Origin of the sequence: Streptomyces fradiae, assembly GCF_041270065.1 — a bacterium.
Classification (GTDB): domain Bacteria; phylum Actinomycetota; class Actinomycetes; order Streptomycetales; family Streptomycetaceae; genus Streptomyces.
In genome coordinates this window covers 3,430,539-3,447,240 of the sequence record NZ_CP065958.1, presented here as the reverse complement: position 1 = coordinate 3,447,240, position 16,702 = coordinate 3,430,539, and the positions used below count along the sequence as shown (strand labels likewise).

Annotated in this window: 13 protein-coding genes and 3 rRNA genes; 13 read left to right on the top strand and 3 right to left on the bottom strand. The window is 66.6% G+C overall.

Annotation, left to right across the window (positions count from 1 at the left end):
* Positions 1–2: 2 nt before the first annotated feature.
* The 3 genes from JAO84_RS15515 to proC all read left to right on the top strand — a co-directional run bounded on the left by JAO84_RS15515 (position 3) and on the right by proC (position 2,490).
* Positions 3–836 (top strand): ABC transporter ATP-binding protein, encoded by an 834-nt coding sequence (locus JAO84_RS15515; protein WP_370413421.1) that lies wholly within the window; start codon positions 3–5, stop codon positions 834–836.
* Positions 833–1,570, top strand: a complete 738-nt coding sequence (locus JAO84_RS15510) for an ABC transporter permease (RefSeq protein WP_370413420.1) — start codon at positions 833–835, stop codon at positions 1,568–1,570. Before JAO84_RS15515 ends, JAO84_RS15510 begins: the two co-directional genes overlap by 4 nt.
* A gap of 110 nt (positions 1,571–1,680) precedes the next feature.
* Positions 1,681–2,490: a pyrroline-5-carboxylate reductase gene (proC, locus tag JAO84_RS15505; protein WP_265865374.1), complete on the top strand. Its 810-nt coding sequence runs from the start codon at positions 1,681–1,683 to the stop codon at positions 2,488–2,490.
* Between the two features lie 22 nt (positions 2,491–2,512).
* Here proC and JAO84_RS15500 read toward each other — a convergent pair whose 3' ends face one another.
* Positions 2,513–3,118, bottom strand: coding sequence for a cysteine hydrolase family protein (locus JAO84_RS15500; RefSeq protein WP_370413419.1), 606 nt, complete (start codon positions 3,116–3,118; stop codon positions 2,513–2,515).
* Positions 3,119–3,193: 75 nt separating this feature from the next.
* Here JAO84_RS15500 and JAO84_RS15495 point away from each other — a divergent pair, with 75 nt between their 5' ends.
* A complete protein-coding gene (locus JAO84_RS15495; RefSeq protein ID WP_370413418.1) occupies positions 3,194–4,204 on the top strand; it encodes a GlxA family transcriptional regulator in 1,011 nt (336 codons plus the stop codon).
* A 9-nt stretch (positions 4,205–4,213) separates the two neighbouring features.
* Here the strand turns inward: JAO84_RS15495 and trpS are convergent, their stop codons facing one another.
* Positions 4,214–5,215, bottom strand: a complete 1,002-nt coding sequence (gene trpS / locus JAO84_RS15490; RefSeq protein ID WP_370413417.1) for a tryptophan--tRNA ligase — start codon at positions 5,213–5,215, stop codon at positions 4,214–4,216.
* A gap of 860 nt (positions 5,216–6,075) precedes the next feature.
* On the opposite strand from trpS, the gene JAO84_RS15485 reads away from it, so the two are divergent.
* From JAO84_RS15485 to rrf, 3 genes are all read left to right on the top strand, one after another.
* Positions 6,076–7,603: ribosomal RNA gene (locus JAO84_RS15485) — 16S ribosomal RNA — on the top strand.
* A 284-nt stretch (positions 7,604–7,887) separates the two neighbouring features.
* Positions 7,888–11,008 (top strand): 23S ribosomal RNA (locus tag JAO84_RS15480).
* Positions 11,009–11,090: 82 nt separating this feature from the next.
* Positions 11,091–11,207: ribosomal RNA gene (gene rrf, locus JAO84_RS15475) — 5S ribosomal RNA — on the top strand.
* Together the 16S, 23S and 5S rRNA genes form the textbook arrangement of a ribosomal RNA operon.
* Before the next feature lie 87 nt (positions 11,208–11,294).
* Here the strand turns inward: rrf and JAO84_RS15470 are convergent.
* Entirely contained in the window at positions 11,295–11,891 is a 597-nt protein-coding gene (locus JAO84_RS15470; protein ID WP_370413416.1) for a Uma2 family endonuclease, read from the bottom strand.
* Between the two features lie 68 nt (positions 11,892–11,959).
* On the opposite strand from JAO84_RS15470, the gene JAO84_RS15465 reads away from it, so the two are divergent.
* The 6 genes from JAO84_RS15465 to JAO84_RS15440 all read left to right on the top strand — a co-directional run bounded on the left by JAO84_RS15465 (position 11,960) and on the right by JAO84_RS15440 (position 16,566).
* Positions 11,960–12,607, top strand: coding sequence for an HAD family hydrolase (locus JAO84_RS15465; RefSeq protein ID WP_370413415.1), 648 nt, complete (start codon positions 11,960–11,962; stop codon positions 12,605–12,607).
* A gap of 41 nt (positions 12,608–12,648) precedes the next feature.
* A complete protein-coding gene (locus JAO84_RS15460) occupies positions 12,649–13,857 on the top strand; it encodes an MFS transporter (RefSeq protein WP_370413414.1) in 1,209 nt (402 codons plus the stop codon).
* Positions 13,826–15,004: an acetoin utilization protein AcuC gene (locus JAO84_RS15455; RefSeq protein WP_370413413.1), complete on the top strand. Its 1,179-nt coding sequence runs from the start codon at positions 13,826–13,828 to the stop codon at positions 15,002–15,004. The genes JAO84_RS15460 and JAO84_RS15455 overlap by 32 nt, the downstream gene beginning before the upstream one ends.
* 161 nt (positions 15,005–15,165) lie before the next feature.
* On the top strand, positions 15,166–15,981 hold the full coding sequence (locus JAO84_RS15450) for a phosphatase (protein ID WP_370413412.1): 816 nt from the start codon (positions 15,166–15,168) through the stop codon (positions 15,979–15,981).
* A 126-nt stretch (positions 15,982–16,107) separates the two neighbouring features.
* Complete coding sequence (locus tag JAO84_RS15445) at positions 16,108–16,317, top strand: helix-turn-helix domain-containing protein (protein ID WP_046910004.1); 210 nt, start codon at positions 16,108–16,110, stop codon at positions 16,315–16,317.
* Positions 16,318–16,467: 150 nt separating this feature from the next.
* Complete coding sequence (locus tag JAO84_RS15440; protein ID WP_003948845.1) at positions 16,468–16,566, top strand: 30S ribosomal protein bS22; 99 nt, start codon at positions 16,468–16,470, stop codon at positions 16,564–16,566.
* Positions 16,567–16,702 lie beyond the last annotated feature (136 nt).

Sequence of the window (16,702 nt, the reverse complement as noted above, 5' to 3'; positions counted from 1 at the left end):
ACATGATGAATAAAATCGGTGAGGCCCCACCGGCCGCCCCGTCCGCCGCCATCACGGCGACCGCGCTCACCGTCGTCCGCGGCGACCGCACCGCCCTGCGCGGCCTCGACTTCACCGTCCCCCGCGGCCGCATCACCGGCCTCCTCGGCCCCTCCGGCTGCGGCAAGACCACCCTCATGCGCGCGATCGTCGGCACCCAGGCCAAGGTCACCGGCACCCTCGACGTCCTCGGCCGGCCCGCCGGCGACCCCGCCCTGCGCTCCCGCATCGGCTACGTCACCCAGGCGCCCTCCGTCTACGACGACCTCACCGTCCGGCAGAACCTCGACTACTTCGCCGCGATCCTGCTCCCCGGCCGCGCCCACCACGCCGAGCGCCGCGCCGCCGTCGACCGGGCGATCGAGGACGTCGACCTCACCTCCCACGCCGACGCCCTCGCCGGCCGCCTCTCCGGCGGCCAGCGCAGCCGCGTCTCGCTCGCCGTCGCCCTGCTCGGCACCCCCGAGCTCCTCGTCCTCGACGAACCCACTGTCGGCCTCGACCCCGTCCTGCGCCGCGACCTGTGGGACCTGTTCCACCGCATCGCCGCCGACCGCGGAACCACGCTCCTGGTCTCCTCGCACGTCATGGACGAGGCCGAGCGCTGCCACCGGCTGCTGCTGCTCCGCGAGGGCGAGCTGCTCGCCGAGGACACCCCCGAGGCGCTGCGCCGCCGCAACGACACCGCCACCGTCGAGGACGCCTTCCTCCGCCTCGTCGACGCCGCCGCGGCCCGCGCCGCCCGCGCCCAGACCCGTACCGCCACCGGCACCGCCGCCAAGGAGGAGCGCCGATGAACAGCGCCCGCACCCTCGCCACCGCCGCCCGCGTCCTGCGCCAGCTCCGCCACGACCCGCGCTCGATCGCCCTGATGCTGCTCGTGCCCTGCCTGATGCTCTTCCTGCTCCGCTACGTCTTCGACGGCAGCCCGCAGACCTTCGACAGCATCGGCGCCTCGCTCCTCGGCATCTTCCCGCTGATCACGATGTTCCTGGTGACCTCCATCGCCACCCTGCGCGAGCGCACCTCCGGCACCCTCGAACGCCTCCTCGCCATGCCCCTGGCCAAGGGTGACCTCATCGCCGGCTACGCCCTCGCCTTCGGCCTCGTCGCCGTCGTCCAGTCCGTCCTCGCCACCGGCCTCGCCCTGTGGTTCCTCGGCCTCGACGTCATCGGCTCGCCCTGGCTGCTGCTGCTCGTCGCCCTGCTCGACGCGCTGCTCGGCACCGCCCTCGGCCTGTTCGTCTCGGCCTTCGCCGCCTCCGAGTTCCAGGCCGTCCAGTTCATGCCGGCCGTGATCTTCCCGCAGCTGCTGCTGTGCGGCCTGTTCACCCCGCGCGACCGGATGGCCCCGGCCCTGGAGGCGATCTCGGACGTCCTGCCCATGTCGTACGCCGTCGACGGCATGAACCAGGTCCTGCGCCACACCGACGTCACCACCGACTTCGTACGGGACGCCCTCGTCGTCGCCGGCTGCGCGGTCCTCGTCCTCGGCCTCGGCGCCGCCACCCTCCGCCGCCGCACGGCATGACCGGATGGCGTGACCGGATCATGTGCCCGCCCCTCGGACAGCCACGTCGCCGGAGCGGGCGCGGTGCGAGGATGGCCGCACGTACCCCCTCCGGCGAGGTGAACAGAGCCATGACCCAGACCGTCGCAGTCCTCGGCACCGGCAAGATCGGTGAAGCGCTCCTCAGCGGCATGATCCGCGCCGGCTGGCGCCCCGCCGACCTCCTCGTCACCGCCCGCCGCGCCGAGCGCGCCGACGAACTGCGCGCCCGCTACGGCGTCGAGGCCGTCAGCAACGCCGACGCCGCCAAGCGCGCCGACACCCTCATCCTCGCCGTGAAGCCCCAGGACATGGGCCGGCTGCTCGACGAGCTCGCCCCGCACGTCGCCGCCGACCGCCTGGTCGTCAGCGCCGCCGCGGGTATCACCACCGCCTTCATCGAGGAGCGGCTCACCGCCGGCACCCCGGTCGTCCGCGTCATGCCCAACACGCCCGTGCTCGTCGACGAGGGCATGTCGGTGATCTCCGCCGGCAGCCACGCCACCCCCGACCACCTCGCCCACACCGAGGAGATCTTCGGCGGCGTCGGCAAGACCCTGCGCGTCCCCGAGTCCCAGCAGGACGCCGCCACCGCCCTCTCCGGCTCCGGCCCGGCGTACTTCTACTACCTCGTCGAGGCCATGACCGACGCCGGCATCCTCCTCGGCCTGCCCCGCGCCCAGGCCCACGACCTCATCGTCCAGGCCGCCATCGGCGCCGCCGTGATGCTCCGGGACAGCGGCGAGCACCCGGTCAAGCTCCGCGAGGCCGTCACCTCCCCGGCAGGCACCACCATCTCCGCCATCCGCGAGCTGGAGAACCACGGGGTACGGGCCGCCCTCATCGCCGCCCTCGAAGCCGCCCGCGACCGCAGCCGCGAGCTCGCCTCCGGCAACGGCTGAGCCTTCGGCTGAGCCCGACCTCTTACTGAGCGGACGCGCCCTTGAGCACGTCCTCCGTGGTCACCACCCGGGCGAACTTCCCGCCGTGCAGCGACACCGCCGTCGCCCGGGTCAGCTCCTCCGCCGTCTGCTTCCACCCGAACGGCCCGGTCAGGTCGAAGGTGTGCATCGCGTCGAGCGGGAACAGCACGTCGTAGCCGAGGTTGCCGCCCATCCGCGCGGTCGTCTCGTTGCACATGTTCGTCTGGATGCCGACGATCACGAACTGCCGGATCCCCGCTTCCTTCAGCCAGGTGTCCAGGTCCGGCTCCCCGTAGAACACCGAGTTCACGGTCTTCGTGACGAACAGCTCCGGCCCGGTCCCCCTGCCCCGCCGCTCCTCCACGAAGTCCTTGAGGTCATTGCCCTCGGTCCCCAGGGCAAGCGGTGAACCAGCGCGCGGCGAGTCATGCCGTACGAAGACGACCGGACGCCCCGTCTCCTGCCACCGGTCGATCAGGGCCGCCATGTTCTGCTCGGCCTCCGCGTTGTCCCGCCGGCCCCAGAACGCGTCCTCGAAACCCTTCTGGACGTCGATGACGATGAGCGCCGCGTTGTTCTCGACCGTGATGTTCTCCGTGATCTCCATGCCCTGAATCCTGCCGTCGCCAGGACTCCGGTCCCAGAGGCAGGAAAGCCATCGATCGATGGTTTACTGCCACTCATGGCAGAAGCAGAAGCAGAAGCAGAAGCCGCGCAGGCCGCGCAACGCATCGCCCTCCTCGCCTTCCCCGGCATCCGCGCCTTCGACGTCTCCGTCATCACCGAGGTCTGGGGCACCGACCGCAGCACCCGCGGCGTCCCGCCCTTCGAACTGCGCCGCACCGCCGCCGACCCGGGCGCCCCCGTCCCGATCCGCGGCGGCCTCAGCCTCGCGCCCGACCGCCCACTCGACTGGCTCGACGAACTCACCCCCGCCGACCTCGTCCTCGTCCCCGGCATCGAGGACCCCACCGCCGACTTCCCCGCCCCCGTGCTCGACGCGCTGCGCCGCGCCCACGCCGCCGGCACCCCCGTCGCCTCCCTCTGCGCCGGCGCCTTCGTCCTCGCCCGCGCCGGCCTCCTCGACGGCCGCCGCGCCGTCACCCACTGGCGCCTCGCCCCGGCCCTCGCCGCCCGCCACCCCCGGGTGACCGTCGAGGCCGAGGCCCTGTTCGTCGAGGACACCGGCATCTGGACCTCCGCCGGTACGGCCGCGGGCATCGACCTCTGCCTCCACCTGGTCCGTACGGCCCACGGCGCCGAGGTCGCCGCCACCATCGCCCGCTCGATGGTGACGGCCCCGTTCCGCACCGGCACCCAGGCCCAGTTCATCGAGCACCCCACCCCGCGCGCCGACCGCGACGCCGACGCCCTCGCCGCCGTACGCGCCCACGCCCTCGCCCACCTCGACGAGCCGCACACCGTCGCGAGCCTCGCCGCCCGCGCGGGCATGTCCGCCCGCTCCTTCGCCCGCCACTTCCAGGCGACGACCGGCACCACCCCCGCCCGCTGGCTGATCGCCCAGCGCCTCGCCGCCGCCCAGAAGCTCCTCGAACGCACCGACCACCCCCTCCCCGAGGTGGCCCGCCGCGCGGGCTTCGGCAGCGAGGTCACGATGCGCCAGCACTTCGCCTCGCACCTTGCCACCAGCCCGCGCGACTACCGACAGGCCTTCCGCCAGAACGGCGGATAGAACGGCCGGTCAGAACGCCGGCAGCAGCCCGATCGCCCGATAGGCCCGGTCGACCACCGGCCGCGCCATCCCGCGCGCCCGCTCGGCCCCCGCCCGCAGCACCTTCTCCACGTACGCCGGATCCGCCGCCAGCTCGGCATGCCGCTCCCGCACCGGCCGCAGCAGTTCGACGACCGCCTCGGCGGTGTCCTTCTTCAGAGCGCCGTACGAGTCGTACGTGGCGGCGAGCTCGGCCACGTCGCGGCAGCCGGTGGCGGCGGCCAGCAGATCCGCCAGGTTCGCCACCCCCGGACTGACCTCCGGGTCGTAGACGACCTCGCGCCCGCTGTCCGTCACGGCGCGCATGATCTTCCGCCGTACGGTGTCCGCATCGTCGAGCAGATAGACGATCCCGGACCCGTTCTCGTGCGACTTCCCCATCTTCGACGTCGGGTCCTGCAGATCCATGACCCGCGCCGCCACCTTCGGATGCGTCGCCTTCGGCACCGTGAACACCTGCCCGTACCGCTGGTTGAACCGCACCGCCAGGTCCCGCGCCAGCTCCACGTGCTGCGTCTGGTCCTCACCCACCGGCACCTCGTCCGTCGCGTACGCGAGGATGTCCGCCGCCATCAGCGCCGGATACGTGAGCAGCGCGAGCCGCACCCCCTGCCCGGACTCCCGGGCCCGCACGCTCTTCTCCTTGTACTGGATCATCCGGCGCATCTCGCCGTCCGTGGCCACGCACTCCATCAGATACGAGAGCCGCGCGTGCTCGTCCACATGACTCTGTACGAAGACGGTGCACCGCTCCGGATCGAGCCCCGCGGCAAGCAGCAGCGTCGCCGCCTGCCGGCTCAGCCGCGTCACCCGCGCCGGATCGTGCTCCACGGTCAGCGCGTGCAGATCCACCACACTGAACAGCGCGTCCGCCGCGTACTGGTCCACCTCGACCCACTGCCGTACGGCCCCGAGGTAGTTGCCCAGCGTCAGGTGCCCGGTCGGCTTGACCCCACTGAAGATCCGCTTCATGAGCGTCGTTCTCCCTCTCTCCTGTGCTCTCTGGTCTGTCTGAGCACCGCCGGCCCGTCGGCCGGACTCCCGGAGGGGGATACGCGAACGGCCGCCGAGGCGGCGGCCGTTGTCTGCATGCGTGAGCTACGGGCCGCCGGTCAGGCGGCCCACCACTGGGTGGTGTGCGCATGCTTCGTCATACGCACAGGGTACGCCCAGGGCCCCGGGTTGACACGGGATTACCGGATCCGTAGTGTTCTCCGAGTTGTCCGACGTGAGCACCGACCCCGGTCGGCCCCGGACAGCCATTCCGCAAGAACCATCAATGCCTGACGGTGTCGATTCGTCGCGCCGTCCTGCGTTTCCGTGCGTTTTTGCGAAATGAGGAATCCGCGTTCGAAGGTTTGAACGCCGGCCCCCGATTAGCGTCGGAGCCGCGGAATCCGCTAAAGTCTCACTCGTCGGAACGGCCCAACGGCCGGGAAGACAAACCCCGCTGACTGGGAATCAGACGCCGAAAGGATCTGATAGAGTCGGAACCGCCGGAAGGGCCCGGAACGACGAAAGTCGAAAAGGGACCGGAAAGCACCGAGGAAATCGGATCGGAAAGATCTGATAGAGTCGGAAACGAAGGAAGCGCCCGGAGGAAAGCCCGCGAGGGTGAGTACAAAGGAAGCGTCCGCACCTTGAGAACTCAACAGCGTGCCAAAAATCAACGCCAGATTAGTTGATACCCCGTCCATCTTCGGATGGTCGAGGTTCCTTTGAAAAAGTCCTTCCGCGAGGAAGGCGCACAGCGAGGACGCTGTGAACAGTCGGCCACATTCCGGCATGACTGTTCCGCTCTCGTGTGTGTTGCACCGGATTACCGGTAAACATTCACGGAGAGTTTGATCCTGGCTCAGGACGAACGCTGGCGGCGTGCTTAACACATGCAAGTCGAACGATGAAGCCCTTCGGGGTGGATTAGTGGCGAACGGGTGAGTAACACGTGGGCAATCTGCCCTTCACTCTGGGACAAGCCCTGGAAACGGGGTCTAATACCGGATACGAGTCTCGAGGGCATCTTCGAGACTGGAAAGCTCCGGCGGTGAAGGATGAGCCCGCGGCCTATCAGCTTGTTGGTGAGGTAACGGCTCACCAAGGCGACGACGGGTAGCCGGCCCTGAGAGGGCGACCGGCCACACTGGGACTGAGACACGGCCCAGACTCCTACGGGAGGCAGCAGTGGGGAATATTGCACAATGGGCGAAAGCCTGATGCAGCGACGCCGCGTGAGGGATGACGGCCTTCGGGTTGTAAACCTCTTTCAGCAGGGAAGAAGCGAAAGTGACGGTACCTGCAGAAGAAGCGCCGGCTAACTACGTGCCAGCAGCCGCGGTAATACGTAGGGCGCAAGCGTTGTCCGGAATTATTGGGCGTAAAGAGCTCGTAGGCGGCTTGTCACGTCGGGTGTGAAAGCCCGGGGCTTAACCCCGGGTCTGCATCCGATACGGGCAGGCTAGAGTGTGGTAGGGGAGATCGGAATTCCTGGTGTAGCGGTGAAATGCGCAGATATCAGGAGGAACACCGGTGGCGAAGGCGGATCTCTGGGCCATTACTGACGCTGAGGAGCGAAAGCGTGGGGAGCGAACAGGATTAGATACCCTGGTAGTCCACGCCGTAAAACGTTGGGAACTAGGTGTTGGCGACATTCCACGTCGTCGGTGCCGCAGCTAACGCATTAAGTTCCCCGCCTGGGGAGTACGGCCGCAAGGCTAAAACTCAAAGGAATTGACGGGGGCCCGCACAAGCAGCGGAGCATGTGGCTTAATTCGACGCAACGCGAAGAACCTTACCAAGGCTTGACATATACCGGAAACATCCAGAGATGGGTGCCCCCTTGTGGTCGGTATACAGGTGGTGCATGGCTGTCGTCAGCTCGTGTCGTGAGATGTTGGGTTAAGTCCCGCAACGAGCGCAACCCTTGTCCTGTGTTGCCAGCATGCCCTTCGGGGTGATGGGGACTCACAGGAGACCGCCGGGGTCAACTCGGAGGAAGGTGGGGACGACGTCAAGTCATCATGCCCCTTATGTCTTGGGCTGCACACGTGCTACAATGGCCGGTACAAAGAGCTGCGATGCCGTGAGGCGGAGCGAATCTCAAAAAGCCGGTCTCAGTTCGGATTGGGGTCTGCAACTCGACCCCATGAAGTCGGAGTTGCTAGTAATCGCAGATCAGCATTGCTGCGGTGAATACGTTCCCGGGCCTTGTACACACCGCCCGTCACGTCACGAAAGTCGGTAACACCCGAAGCCGGTGGCCCAACCCCTTGTGGGAGGGAGCTGTCGAAGGTGGGACTGGCGATTGGGACGAAGTCGTAACAAGGTAGCCGTACCGGAAGGTGCGGCTGGATCACCTCCTTTCTAAGGAGCACAGCACCGATTGCGAGCAAACGTCTCGCACGGTCAGCTCATGGGTGGAACGTTGATTAGTTGGCACACTCGGAAGACTCCTTCGCTAGTACTGCTTCGGCGTGGAACGCGATGAGAAGTCGGAAGAGTGTGCTTGGCACGTTGTTGGGTATCTGAGGGTACGGCCGAAAGGTCTTGCCTTCGCGATGCCGGCCCCAGTGAACTCACCACGTCGTGGTGGGGTGATGGGTGGCTGGTCGTTGCTTGAGAACTACACAGTGGACGCGAGCATCTGTGGCCAAGTTTTTAAGGGCGCACGGTGGATGCCTTGGCACCAGGAACCGATGAAGGACGTGGGAGGCCACGATAGTCCCCGGGGAGCCGTCAACCAGGCTTTGATCCGGGGGTTTCCGAATGGGGAAACCCGGCAGTCGTCATGGGCTGTCACCCATGCCTGAACACATAGGGCATGTGGAGGGAACGAGGGGAAGTGAAACATCTCAGTACCCTCAGGAAGAGAAAACAACCGTGATTCCGGGAGTAGTGGCGAGCGAAACCGGATGAGGCCAAACCGTATGCGTGTGAGACCCGGCAGGGGTTGCGCATGCGGGGTTGTGGGATCTCTCTTCTGTCGTCTGCCGGCGACAGGACGAGTCAGAAACCGTTGATGTAGTCGAAGGACATGCGAAAGGTCCGGCGTAGAGGGTAAGACCCCCGTAGACGAAACATTAGCGGCTCGTTTGAGAGACACCCAAGTAGCACGGGGCCCGAGAAATCCCGTGTGAATCTGGCGGGACCACCCGCTAAGCCTAAATATTCCCTGGTGACCGATAGCGGATAGTACCGTGAGGGAATGGTGAAAAGTACCGCGGGAGCGGAGTGAAATAGTACCTGAAACCGTGTGCCTACAAGCCGTGGGAGCGTCGGATACAAGCTTGCTTGTATCTCGTGACTGCGTGCCTTTTGAAGAATGAGCCTGCGAGTTTGCGGTGTGTTGCGAGGTTAACCCGTGTGGGGAAGCCGTAGCGAAAGCGAGTCCGAACAGGGCGATTCAGTAGCACGCTCAAGACCCGAAGCGGAGTGATCTAGCCATGGGCAGGTTGAAGCGGAGGTAAGACTTCGTGGAGGACCGAACCCACCAGGGTTGAAAACCTGGGGGATGACCTGTGGTTAGGGGTGAAAGGCCAATCAAACTCCGTGATAGCTGGTTCTCCCCGAAATGCATTTAGGTGCAGCGTCGTGTGTTTCTTGCCGGAGGTAGAGCACTGGATAGGCGATGGGCCCTACCGGGTTACTGACCTTAGCCAAACTCCGAATGCCGGTAAGTGAGAGCACGGCAGTGAGACTGTGGGGGATAAGCTCCATGGTCGAGAGGGAAACAGCCCAGAGCATCGACTAAGGCCCCTAAGCGTACGCTAAGTGGGAAAGGATGTGGAGTCGCAGAGACAACCAGGAGGTTGGCTTAGAAGCAGCCACCCTTGAAAGAGTGCGTAATAGCTCACTGGTCAAGTGATTCCGCGCCGACAATGTAGCGGGGCTCAAGCGTACCGCCGAAGTCGTGTCATTGCAGCATGAGGGCCAACGCCCGCTGTGATGGGTAGGGGAGCGTCGTGTGCCGGGTGAAGCAGCCGCGGAAGCGAGTTGTGGACGGTTCACGAGTGAGAATGCAGGCATGAGTAGCGATACACACGTGAGAAACGTGTGCGCCGATTGACTAAGGGTTCCTGGGTCAAGCTGATCTGCCCAGGGTAAGTCGGGACCTAAGGCGAGGCCGACAGGCGTAGTCGATGGACAACCGGTTGATATTCCGGTACCCGCTTTGAAACGCCCAATATCGAGCCCATTAATGCTAAGCCCGTGAAGCCGTTCCGGACCCTTCGGGGAATGGAAAGTGGTGGAGCCGGCGAACCAAGGTGGTAGTAGGTAAGCGATGGGGTGACGCAGGAAGGTAGTCCAGCCCGGGCGGTGGTTGTCCCGGGGTAAGGGTGTAGGCCGTGTGGTAGGCAAATCCGTCACACGTTAAGGCTGAGACCTGATGCCGAGCCGATTGTGGTGAAGTGGATGATCCTATGCTGTCGAGAAAAGCCTCTAGCGAGTTTCATGGCGGCCCGTACCCTAAACCGACTCAGGTGGTCAGGTAGAGAATACCGAGGCGTTCGGGTGAACTATGGTTAAGGAACTCGGCAAAATGCCCCCGTAACTTCGGGAGAAGGGGGGCCACACCTGGTGATGAGTCTTGCACTCTGAGCTGGGGGTGGCCGCAGAGACCAGCGAGAAGCGACTGTTTACTAAAAACACAGGTCCGTGCGAAGCCGTAAGGCGATGTATACGGACTGACGCCTGCCCGGTGCTGGAACGTTAAGGGGACCGGTTAGTGACCTTTCGGGGTTGCGAAGCTGAGAACTTAAGCGCCAGTAAACGGCGGTGGTAACTATAACCATCCTAAGGTAGCGAAATTCCTTGTCGGGTAAGTTCCGACCTGCACGAATGGCGTAACGACTTCTCGACTGTCTCAACCATAGGCCCGGTGAAATTGCACTACGAGTAAAGATGCTCGTTTCGCGCAGAAGGACGGAAAGACCCCGGGACCTTTACTACAGTTTGATATTGGTGTTCGGTTCGGCTTGTGTAGGATAGGTGGGAGACTGTGAAGCGGCCACGCCAGTGGTTGTGGAGTCGTCGTTGAAATACCACTCTGGTCGTGCTGGATGTCTAACCTCGGTCCGTGATCCGGATCAGGGACAGTGTCTGATGGGTAGTTTAACTGGGGCGGTTGCCTCCCAAAGGGTAACGGAGGCGCCCAAAGGTTCCCTCAGCCTGGTTGGCAATCAGGTGTTGAGTGTAAGTGCACAAGGGAGCTTGACTGTGAGACCGACGGGTCGAGCAGGGACGAAAGTCGGGACTAGTGATCCGGCGGTGGCTTGTGGAAGCGCCGTCGCTCAACGGATAAAAGGTACCCCGGGGATAACAGGCTGATCTTCCCCAAGAGTCCATATCGACGGGATGGTTTGGCACCTCGATGTCGGCTCGTCGCATCCTGGGGCTGGAGTCGGTCCCAAGGGTTGGGCTGTTCGCCCATTAAAGCGGTACGCGAGCTGGGTTTAGAACGTCGTGAGACAGTTCGGTCCCTATCCTCTGTGCGCGCAGGAATATTGAGAAGGGCTGTCCCTAGTACGAGAGGACCGGGACGGACGAACCTCTGGTGTGCCAGTTGTTCTGCCAAGGGCATGGCTGGTTGGCTACGTTCGGGAGGGATAACCGCTGAAAGCATCTAAGCGGGAAGCCTGCTTCGAGATGAGTATTCCCACCTCCTTGAGAGGGTAAGGCTCCCAGTAGACGACTGGGTTGATAGGCCGGATGTGGAAGCCCAGTAATGGGTGGAGCTGACCGGTACTAATAGGCCGAGGGCTTGTCCTCAGTTGCTCGCGTCCACTGTGTTAGTTCTGAAGTAACGAACACGCCCCCCTACTAGGGGCGCGGCGGTTCAACTTCATAGTGTTTCGGTGGTCATAGCGTTAGGGAAACGCCCGGTTACATTCCGAACCCGGAAGCTAAGCCTTTCAGCGCCGATGGTACTGCAGGGGGGACCCTGTGGGAGAGTAGGACGCCGCCGAACAATCATTGTGGGAAAGCCCCGCACCTTATGGTGCGGGGCTTTTCTGCGTTCACGGCCGGAGTCGAGGCGTAGCCTCGCTCCGATGCCTCACCAGTCGGCCGGGTAGCTCTTGAGACTGGCCGTGTCGAGAGTCCAGCGGCCGGCGGTGACGCTGTCGCCGAATGCGTAAGGGACTTCCTTGCGATAGCGGATACCGTCGGGGCCCTGCGACGGGTCGCTGTGCACTGTGACGGTCCTCTTGTCCTTGCGCGGGTCCACGACGACGTACAGCGGGACTCCCATCTTGGGGTAGTCGCAGAGCTTGTCGCGGATGTCCGTGAGGGAATTGGACCGGGAGACGACCTCCACGACCATCAGGACATCGCGGGAGTTGATGCTCTTCGCCGTGTCGTCGGTGTCCTCCTCCGCGATGACCATGAGGTCGGGCACCTTGGTCAGGCCCGTCACGGGATCGCCCATGTTGGTGTCGTTGAGGGCGATGACCTCGGGCGTCTGCGCCTCGATCTGACGGCGCAGTCTCACCACGTTGAGACCGTGTGGAGCCGTGGGGCTCATCATGGTGAGGAAGATCTGACCGTCGGTGGTCTGCACCTTCCATTGGTCTTCCTGATGTTCGGCCAGCTCCGCCAGCTGCTCCGCGAAGTCGTGCAGCCGGTGCATCTGCTCGGGGGTGAGGTCGGCCATGCTGTCCTCCTGGTAGGTGCCCGGACCAGCGTATCCATCGGCCACCTGCAGGGATCTAGGTTTGTCCTATGCGCTACGACCTGGTGATCTTCGACAATGACGGTGTGCTCGTCGACAGCGAGCCCATCTCCAACCACCTCCTTGCTGCCTACCTCACCGAGCTCGGGCACCCCACCACGTACGAGGAGTCGGTTCGCGACTTCATGGGGTCCGCCATGCACCGTGTGCACGAGATCGTCGAGGAGCGGACCGGGCGGTCGCTGCCGGCCGACTTCGACTCGACCTTCCACCAGCGCGTGTTCGACGCGTTCCAGCGGGAGTTGGAGCCCGTGACCGGCGCGCCGGACGTGCTCAAGCGGCTCGTCGCCGCAGGGGTGCCGTACTGCGTGGCCTCGTCCGGGAGTCATGAGCGGATCCGGGTGGGGCATCGGAAGACCGGGCTCGACGCCTGGTTCCGGGAGGAGATCGTGTTCAGTGCCGAGGACGTCGGCCGGGGGAAGCCGGCGCCCGACCTCTTTCTGTACGCGGCCGAGCGGATGGGCGTGCCGTCGGGGCGTTGTGTCGTCGTCGAGGACAGCGCGCTCGGGGTGCAGGCGGCGGTCGCGGCCGGGATGGACGTGTTCGGGTTCACGGCGATGACGCCGAGGGAGCGGCTGACCGGGGTGACCGGGTACTTCGAGCACATGGACGAGCTGCTCGGCACATTGGGCATGTGATCCATCTACCGCTGGGTAGGTCCCGGCCCTACTGTGCCGCCATGACAGATGCGCGGTTGCGGCGTGGGCGGGGATCCCTCACGGTGAGCTTCTTCGTGCAGGGGGTCACCTTCGCCCTGCTCGTGACCCGGATTCCGGCGATCCAGGACCGGTACGGGATATCCGACGGGCTGCTGCCCGCGTTCCTGGCGGCGGTGCCGGTCCTTGCCGGGGTGTCCAGCGTCGTCACCGAGAAGGTGGCGGCGCGGGTCGGGCCGGCCGCCGTGCTGCGCTGGGCGCAGCCCCTGGTGCTGCTCGCGCTCCTCGCGGTGGGCGCCGGCGCGGAGTTGTGGGTGGCGGCGGTGGCCCTGGGGGTGTTCGGGCTCGCGGTCGGCGCCCTGGACGCGTCCATGAACATGCTGGGCGTGAGCCTGCAGCGGGCGTACGGGCGGAGCATCATGCTCGGCTTCCACGCCTCGTACAGCCTCGGCGGGATCGCCGGTGCCTCGCTCGCCTGGGCGGGGGCGCACTGGCATCTGCCGCTGTTCGTGTCGTATCTGCCGGTGGTCGTGGTGCTGCTGCCGGTGGCGTTCGTCGGGAGCCGTTGGTACGTGGACGGGGGCGGGGAGCCGGATGCCGCCACGGGCGCCGGCGAACAGGCGGGCTCCCAGGGCGTGGTGTTCCGGCTGCTGCTGCCGCTGTGCCTGGTGATGACCTTCGCGTACATCGGGGACTCGACGGTCTCCAACTGGTCGGCGAAGTACCTCCAGGACGTGCTGCACAGCTCGGAGGAGCTGGCGACGGTGCCGTACAACGCGTACATGGTGACGACCCTGCTCGGACGGACGGTCGGGGACTTCGGGGTGCGGCGGTTCGGCGCGGTCGTGGTGGCGCGGGCCGGCGCGGTGCTCGCGGCGCTGGGGTTCGCGGTCGTGGCGGCGGCGCAGGGGCCCTGGGTGGGCATGGCCGGGTTCACGGTCCTCGGGCTCGGCCTCAGCGTGGTCGTGCCGCAGACCTTCGCCGCGGCCGGAAGGCTCTTCCCCGGGGCGAGCGACGCGGCGGTGGCGCGGCTCAATGTCTTCAACTACGTGGGATTCCTGGTCGGCTCGCCGCTGGTGGGGGCGCTCGGGGACGCGTGGAGCTACCGCGGGGCGATGCTGGTGCCGATGGTGTTGGTCCTGGTGACGGTGGTGTATGCCACGTCGTTCGGCGCTCCGAAGGCCCGATACGGTGGCGGGCATGAGCAGCCGCGCACTGTTGATGTGGGATGAAGCTGTCACCGGTTACGACTTCGGGTCGGAGCACCCGATGGATCCGGTGCGGCTCGCGCTGACCATGGGTCTGGTGCGGGCGTTCGGGCTCGACCGTCAGGTGGACGTGGTGGCGGCGAAGCCGGCCGGGGACTCCACGCTGCGGCTCGTGCACCGCGAGGACTATGTGGCGGCGGTGCGGGCGGCTTCGGCGGACCCGCGGGCCGCGGACCAGACGTACGGCCTGGGGACGGTGGACGATCCGGCGTTCGCGGGGATGCACGAGGTGTCCGCGCTGATCGCCGGGCAGTCGGTGGGCGCGGCGGAGGCCGTGTGGCGGGGGGACGCGGCGCACGCCGTGAACTTCGCGGGCGGGCTGCACCACGCGATGCCGGGCGCGGCCTCCGGTTTCTGCATCTACAACGACGCCTCGCTCGCCATCGCCCGGCTGCTCGAACTGGGCGCGGAGCGGGTGGCGTACGTGGATGTGGACGTGCACCACGGGGACGGGGTGCAGGCGGCGTTCTGGGACGATCCGCGGGTGCTGACGATCTCGCTGCACGAGCATCCGCGGACGCTGTTCCCGCAGACGGGCTGGCCGGAGGAGACCGGCGGCGCGGGCGCGGGGGAGGGGAGCGCGGTGAACGTGGCGCTTCCGGCGGGGACCGCGGACGCGGGCTGGGTGCGGGCGTTCCACGCGGTGGTGCCGGAGCTGATCGCCGACTTCCGGCCGCAGGTCCTGGTGACGCAGCACGGCGCGGACACCCACTTCGAGGATCCGCTGGCCCATCTGGCGGTGTCGCTCGACGCGCAGCGGGCGGTGCAGGAGGCGTGTCACGAGCTGGCGCACGCGCATGTCGAGGGCGGGCGGTGGCTGGCGCTCGGCGGCGGCGGGTACGCGGTGGTGGACGTCGTACCGCGGTCGTGGACGCATCTGGTGGGGATCGCGGCGCACGCTCCGGTGGATCCGGAGTCGGTGATCCCGTCCTCGTGGCGGGACGAGGTGTACGCGCGGACCCGGCAGCTGGGGCCGGCGCGGATGACGGACGGGCGGTGGCCGGTCGGGGTGCGGGACTGGGCGGACGGTTACGATCCGGCGGACCGGCTCGACCAGGCGGTGCTCGCGACGCGGCGGGCGGCGTTCCCGCTCCGCGGGCTGCTGGCCTGATCCGCTGGCCTGATCCGCTGGCCTGATCCGCTTTGCCCGGTCCGTCTGCTGGCCTGATCCGTTCGTACGGGCGGGGGACAGCCGAAGCCGGGTTACGCCGACTGTGGGGCGCGTTCGGGGTTTCGGCCCCGGTGCAGTGTCGTTCCGGCAGCATCGTCAGGGTGCTGAGTACCGGGGCGCTGCGGGCGCATCTGTTGGCGGCCGGGTTGGCCGGGACCGTGGCGACCTCACGGGAGGAGAGCCTGCGGAGCTATCGGCTGTTCGCGGCCGGGGATCCGCGGGTGACGCTCGGGCTGGATCCCGAAGGGGGCTGGGACGAGGGTGAACTGCTGCGGCTGATGGCGGACAAGTGCGGGGTGTCGGGCGATCCGGCGCACCGCTCGGGGCCGGACGTGATCGATCCGGAGCGGACCCTTGGGGCTCTCGCGGCGTTCGCGGAGCGGCTCGGCGAGGCGGCCCGGCGGCGGGCTCCGGTGCTCCTCGGGACGGGCCATCCGCACCGGCTGCTCGGTTTCTACGCCGCGCTCGCAGACGCTTTGTCGGCGGCGGGCTGTCTTGTTCTCACCCCGGCGCAGGGGAGATGTGTCGACATAACGACCCGGTTCGGCGTACGCACGCACCTGCTCGACTACGTACGCGGTGTCGCGCTGGTGCGAGAACCGGACCTGTCGGCCGCAGGGCGCGAGCCAGGGGCGCACACGCACTCGCCGCTGCCGGTTCGGGCGGCCCTGGAGAGCGCGGCCGAGGCCGGCGGGCCGCTTCCGGAGCTGGTGGTGGGCGACCACGGCTGGGTCTGCGGGGCAGGTCAGCTGGGTATCGAGAGCATCGGGCTCGCCGACACGGACGATCCGGCGCTGTTCGTCGGGGAGGCCGAGGGGCAGGTGTCGGTGGCCGTTCCGCTTGATGACGGGGTCCGCTCGGACTACTACCGTCCACTCACTCGCTATGTACTCAATCGAGCGTGTCTGTCACGGTAAACGGCCGATGGTTGCTCCTCTTCCCCACTCGTACCACCCGCCCCTACTCTGGGCGTGAGCGCTCAGCGACGAAGAGTCACCGGAGGGGAAGCCGGTGGGCGTCGCGGCGGAAGGTACAGGTGGGTCATGGCTGCTGGCGACAGGCCTCTCAACGAGGTGAAGTTTCTGACCGTGGCGGAGGTCGCCTCGGTGATGCGCGTCTCGAAGATGACCGTGTACCGCTTGGTGCACAGCGGTCATCTGCCGGCGATCCGGGTGGGGAGGTCCTTCCGGGTGCCGGAACAGGCGGTTCACGAGTACCTCAGGGAATCCTTCGTGGGGGTGGCGACCGCTTAGCGGGCACGTACCGTCCCGGGATGACGCCCTCGGTTTACGAGCCGGTCGCTCGGGGCGGTAGGCTAGCCCCTCGTAGGTCGTGTGGGCCCAGACGCCCCGCACCGATCCCCGCTGGCGCGGGGATGTTCCGAGAAGTGAGCGAGGGTAGTCGTGGGCTCTGTTATCAAGAAGCGGCGTAAGCGGATGGCGAAGAAGAAGCACCGCAAGCTGCTCAAGCGCACGCGCGTTCAGCGTCGCAACAAGAAGTAAGCGCGCGCGCCGCTTCGACGGCGTCGTGCGTCCGGCGTGGCCCCTCACCGTTTTCCGGTGGGGGGCCACGCTTTTATTGCGCCGAAATGTGAAGGCGCTACGGTGGCGGTCAGCGGAACACCGATGGAAGACCGAC

Bases quoted from the DNA above. Each gene is read 5' to 3' on its own strand.
- JAO84_RS15515 (WP_370413421.1), top strand. From the start codon at position 3: ATGATGAATAAAATCGGTGAGGCCCCACCGGCCGCCCCGTCCGCCGCC.
- JAO84_RS15510 (WP_370413420.1), top strand. From the start codon at position 833: ATGAACAGCGCCCGCACCCTCGCCACCGCCGCCCGCGTCCTGCGCCAG.
- proC (WP_265865374.1), top strand. From the start codon at position 1,681: ATGACCCAGACCGTCGCAGTCCTCGGCACCGGCAAGATCGGTGAAGCG.
- JAO84_RS15500 (WP_370413419.1), bottom strand. From the start codon at position 3,118: ATGGAGATCACGGAGAACATCACGGTCGAGAACAACGCGGCGCTCATC.
- JAO84_RS15495 (WP_370413418.1), top strand. From the start codon at position 3,194: ATGGCAGAAGCAGAAGCAGAAGCAGAAGCCGCGCAGGCCGCGCAACGC.
- trpS (WP_370413417.1), bottom strand. From the start codon at position 5,215: ATGAAGCGGATCTTCAGTGGGGTCAAGCCGACCGGGCACCTGACGCTG.
- JAO84_RS15470 (WP_370413416.1), bottom strand. From the start codon at position 11,891: ATGGCCGACCTCACCCCCGAGCAGATGCACCGGCTGCACGACTTCGCG.
- JAO84_RS15465 (WP_370413415.1), top strand. From the start codon at position 11,960: ATGCGCTACGACCTGGTGATCTTCGACAATGACGGTGTGCTCGTCGAC.
- JAO84_RS15460 (WP_370413414.1), top strand. From the start codon at position 12,649: ATGACAGATGCGCGGTTGCGGCGTGGGCGGGGATCCCTCACGGTGAGC.
- JAO84_RS15455 (WP_370413413.1), top strand. From the start codon at position 13,826: ATGAGCAGCCGCGCACTGTTGATGTGGGATGAAGCTGTCACCGGTTAC.
- JAO84_RS15445 (WP_046910004.1), top strand. From the start codon at position 16,108: ATGGCTGCTGGCGACAGGCCTCTCAACGAGGTGAAGTTTCTGACCGTG.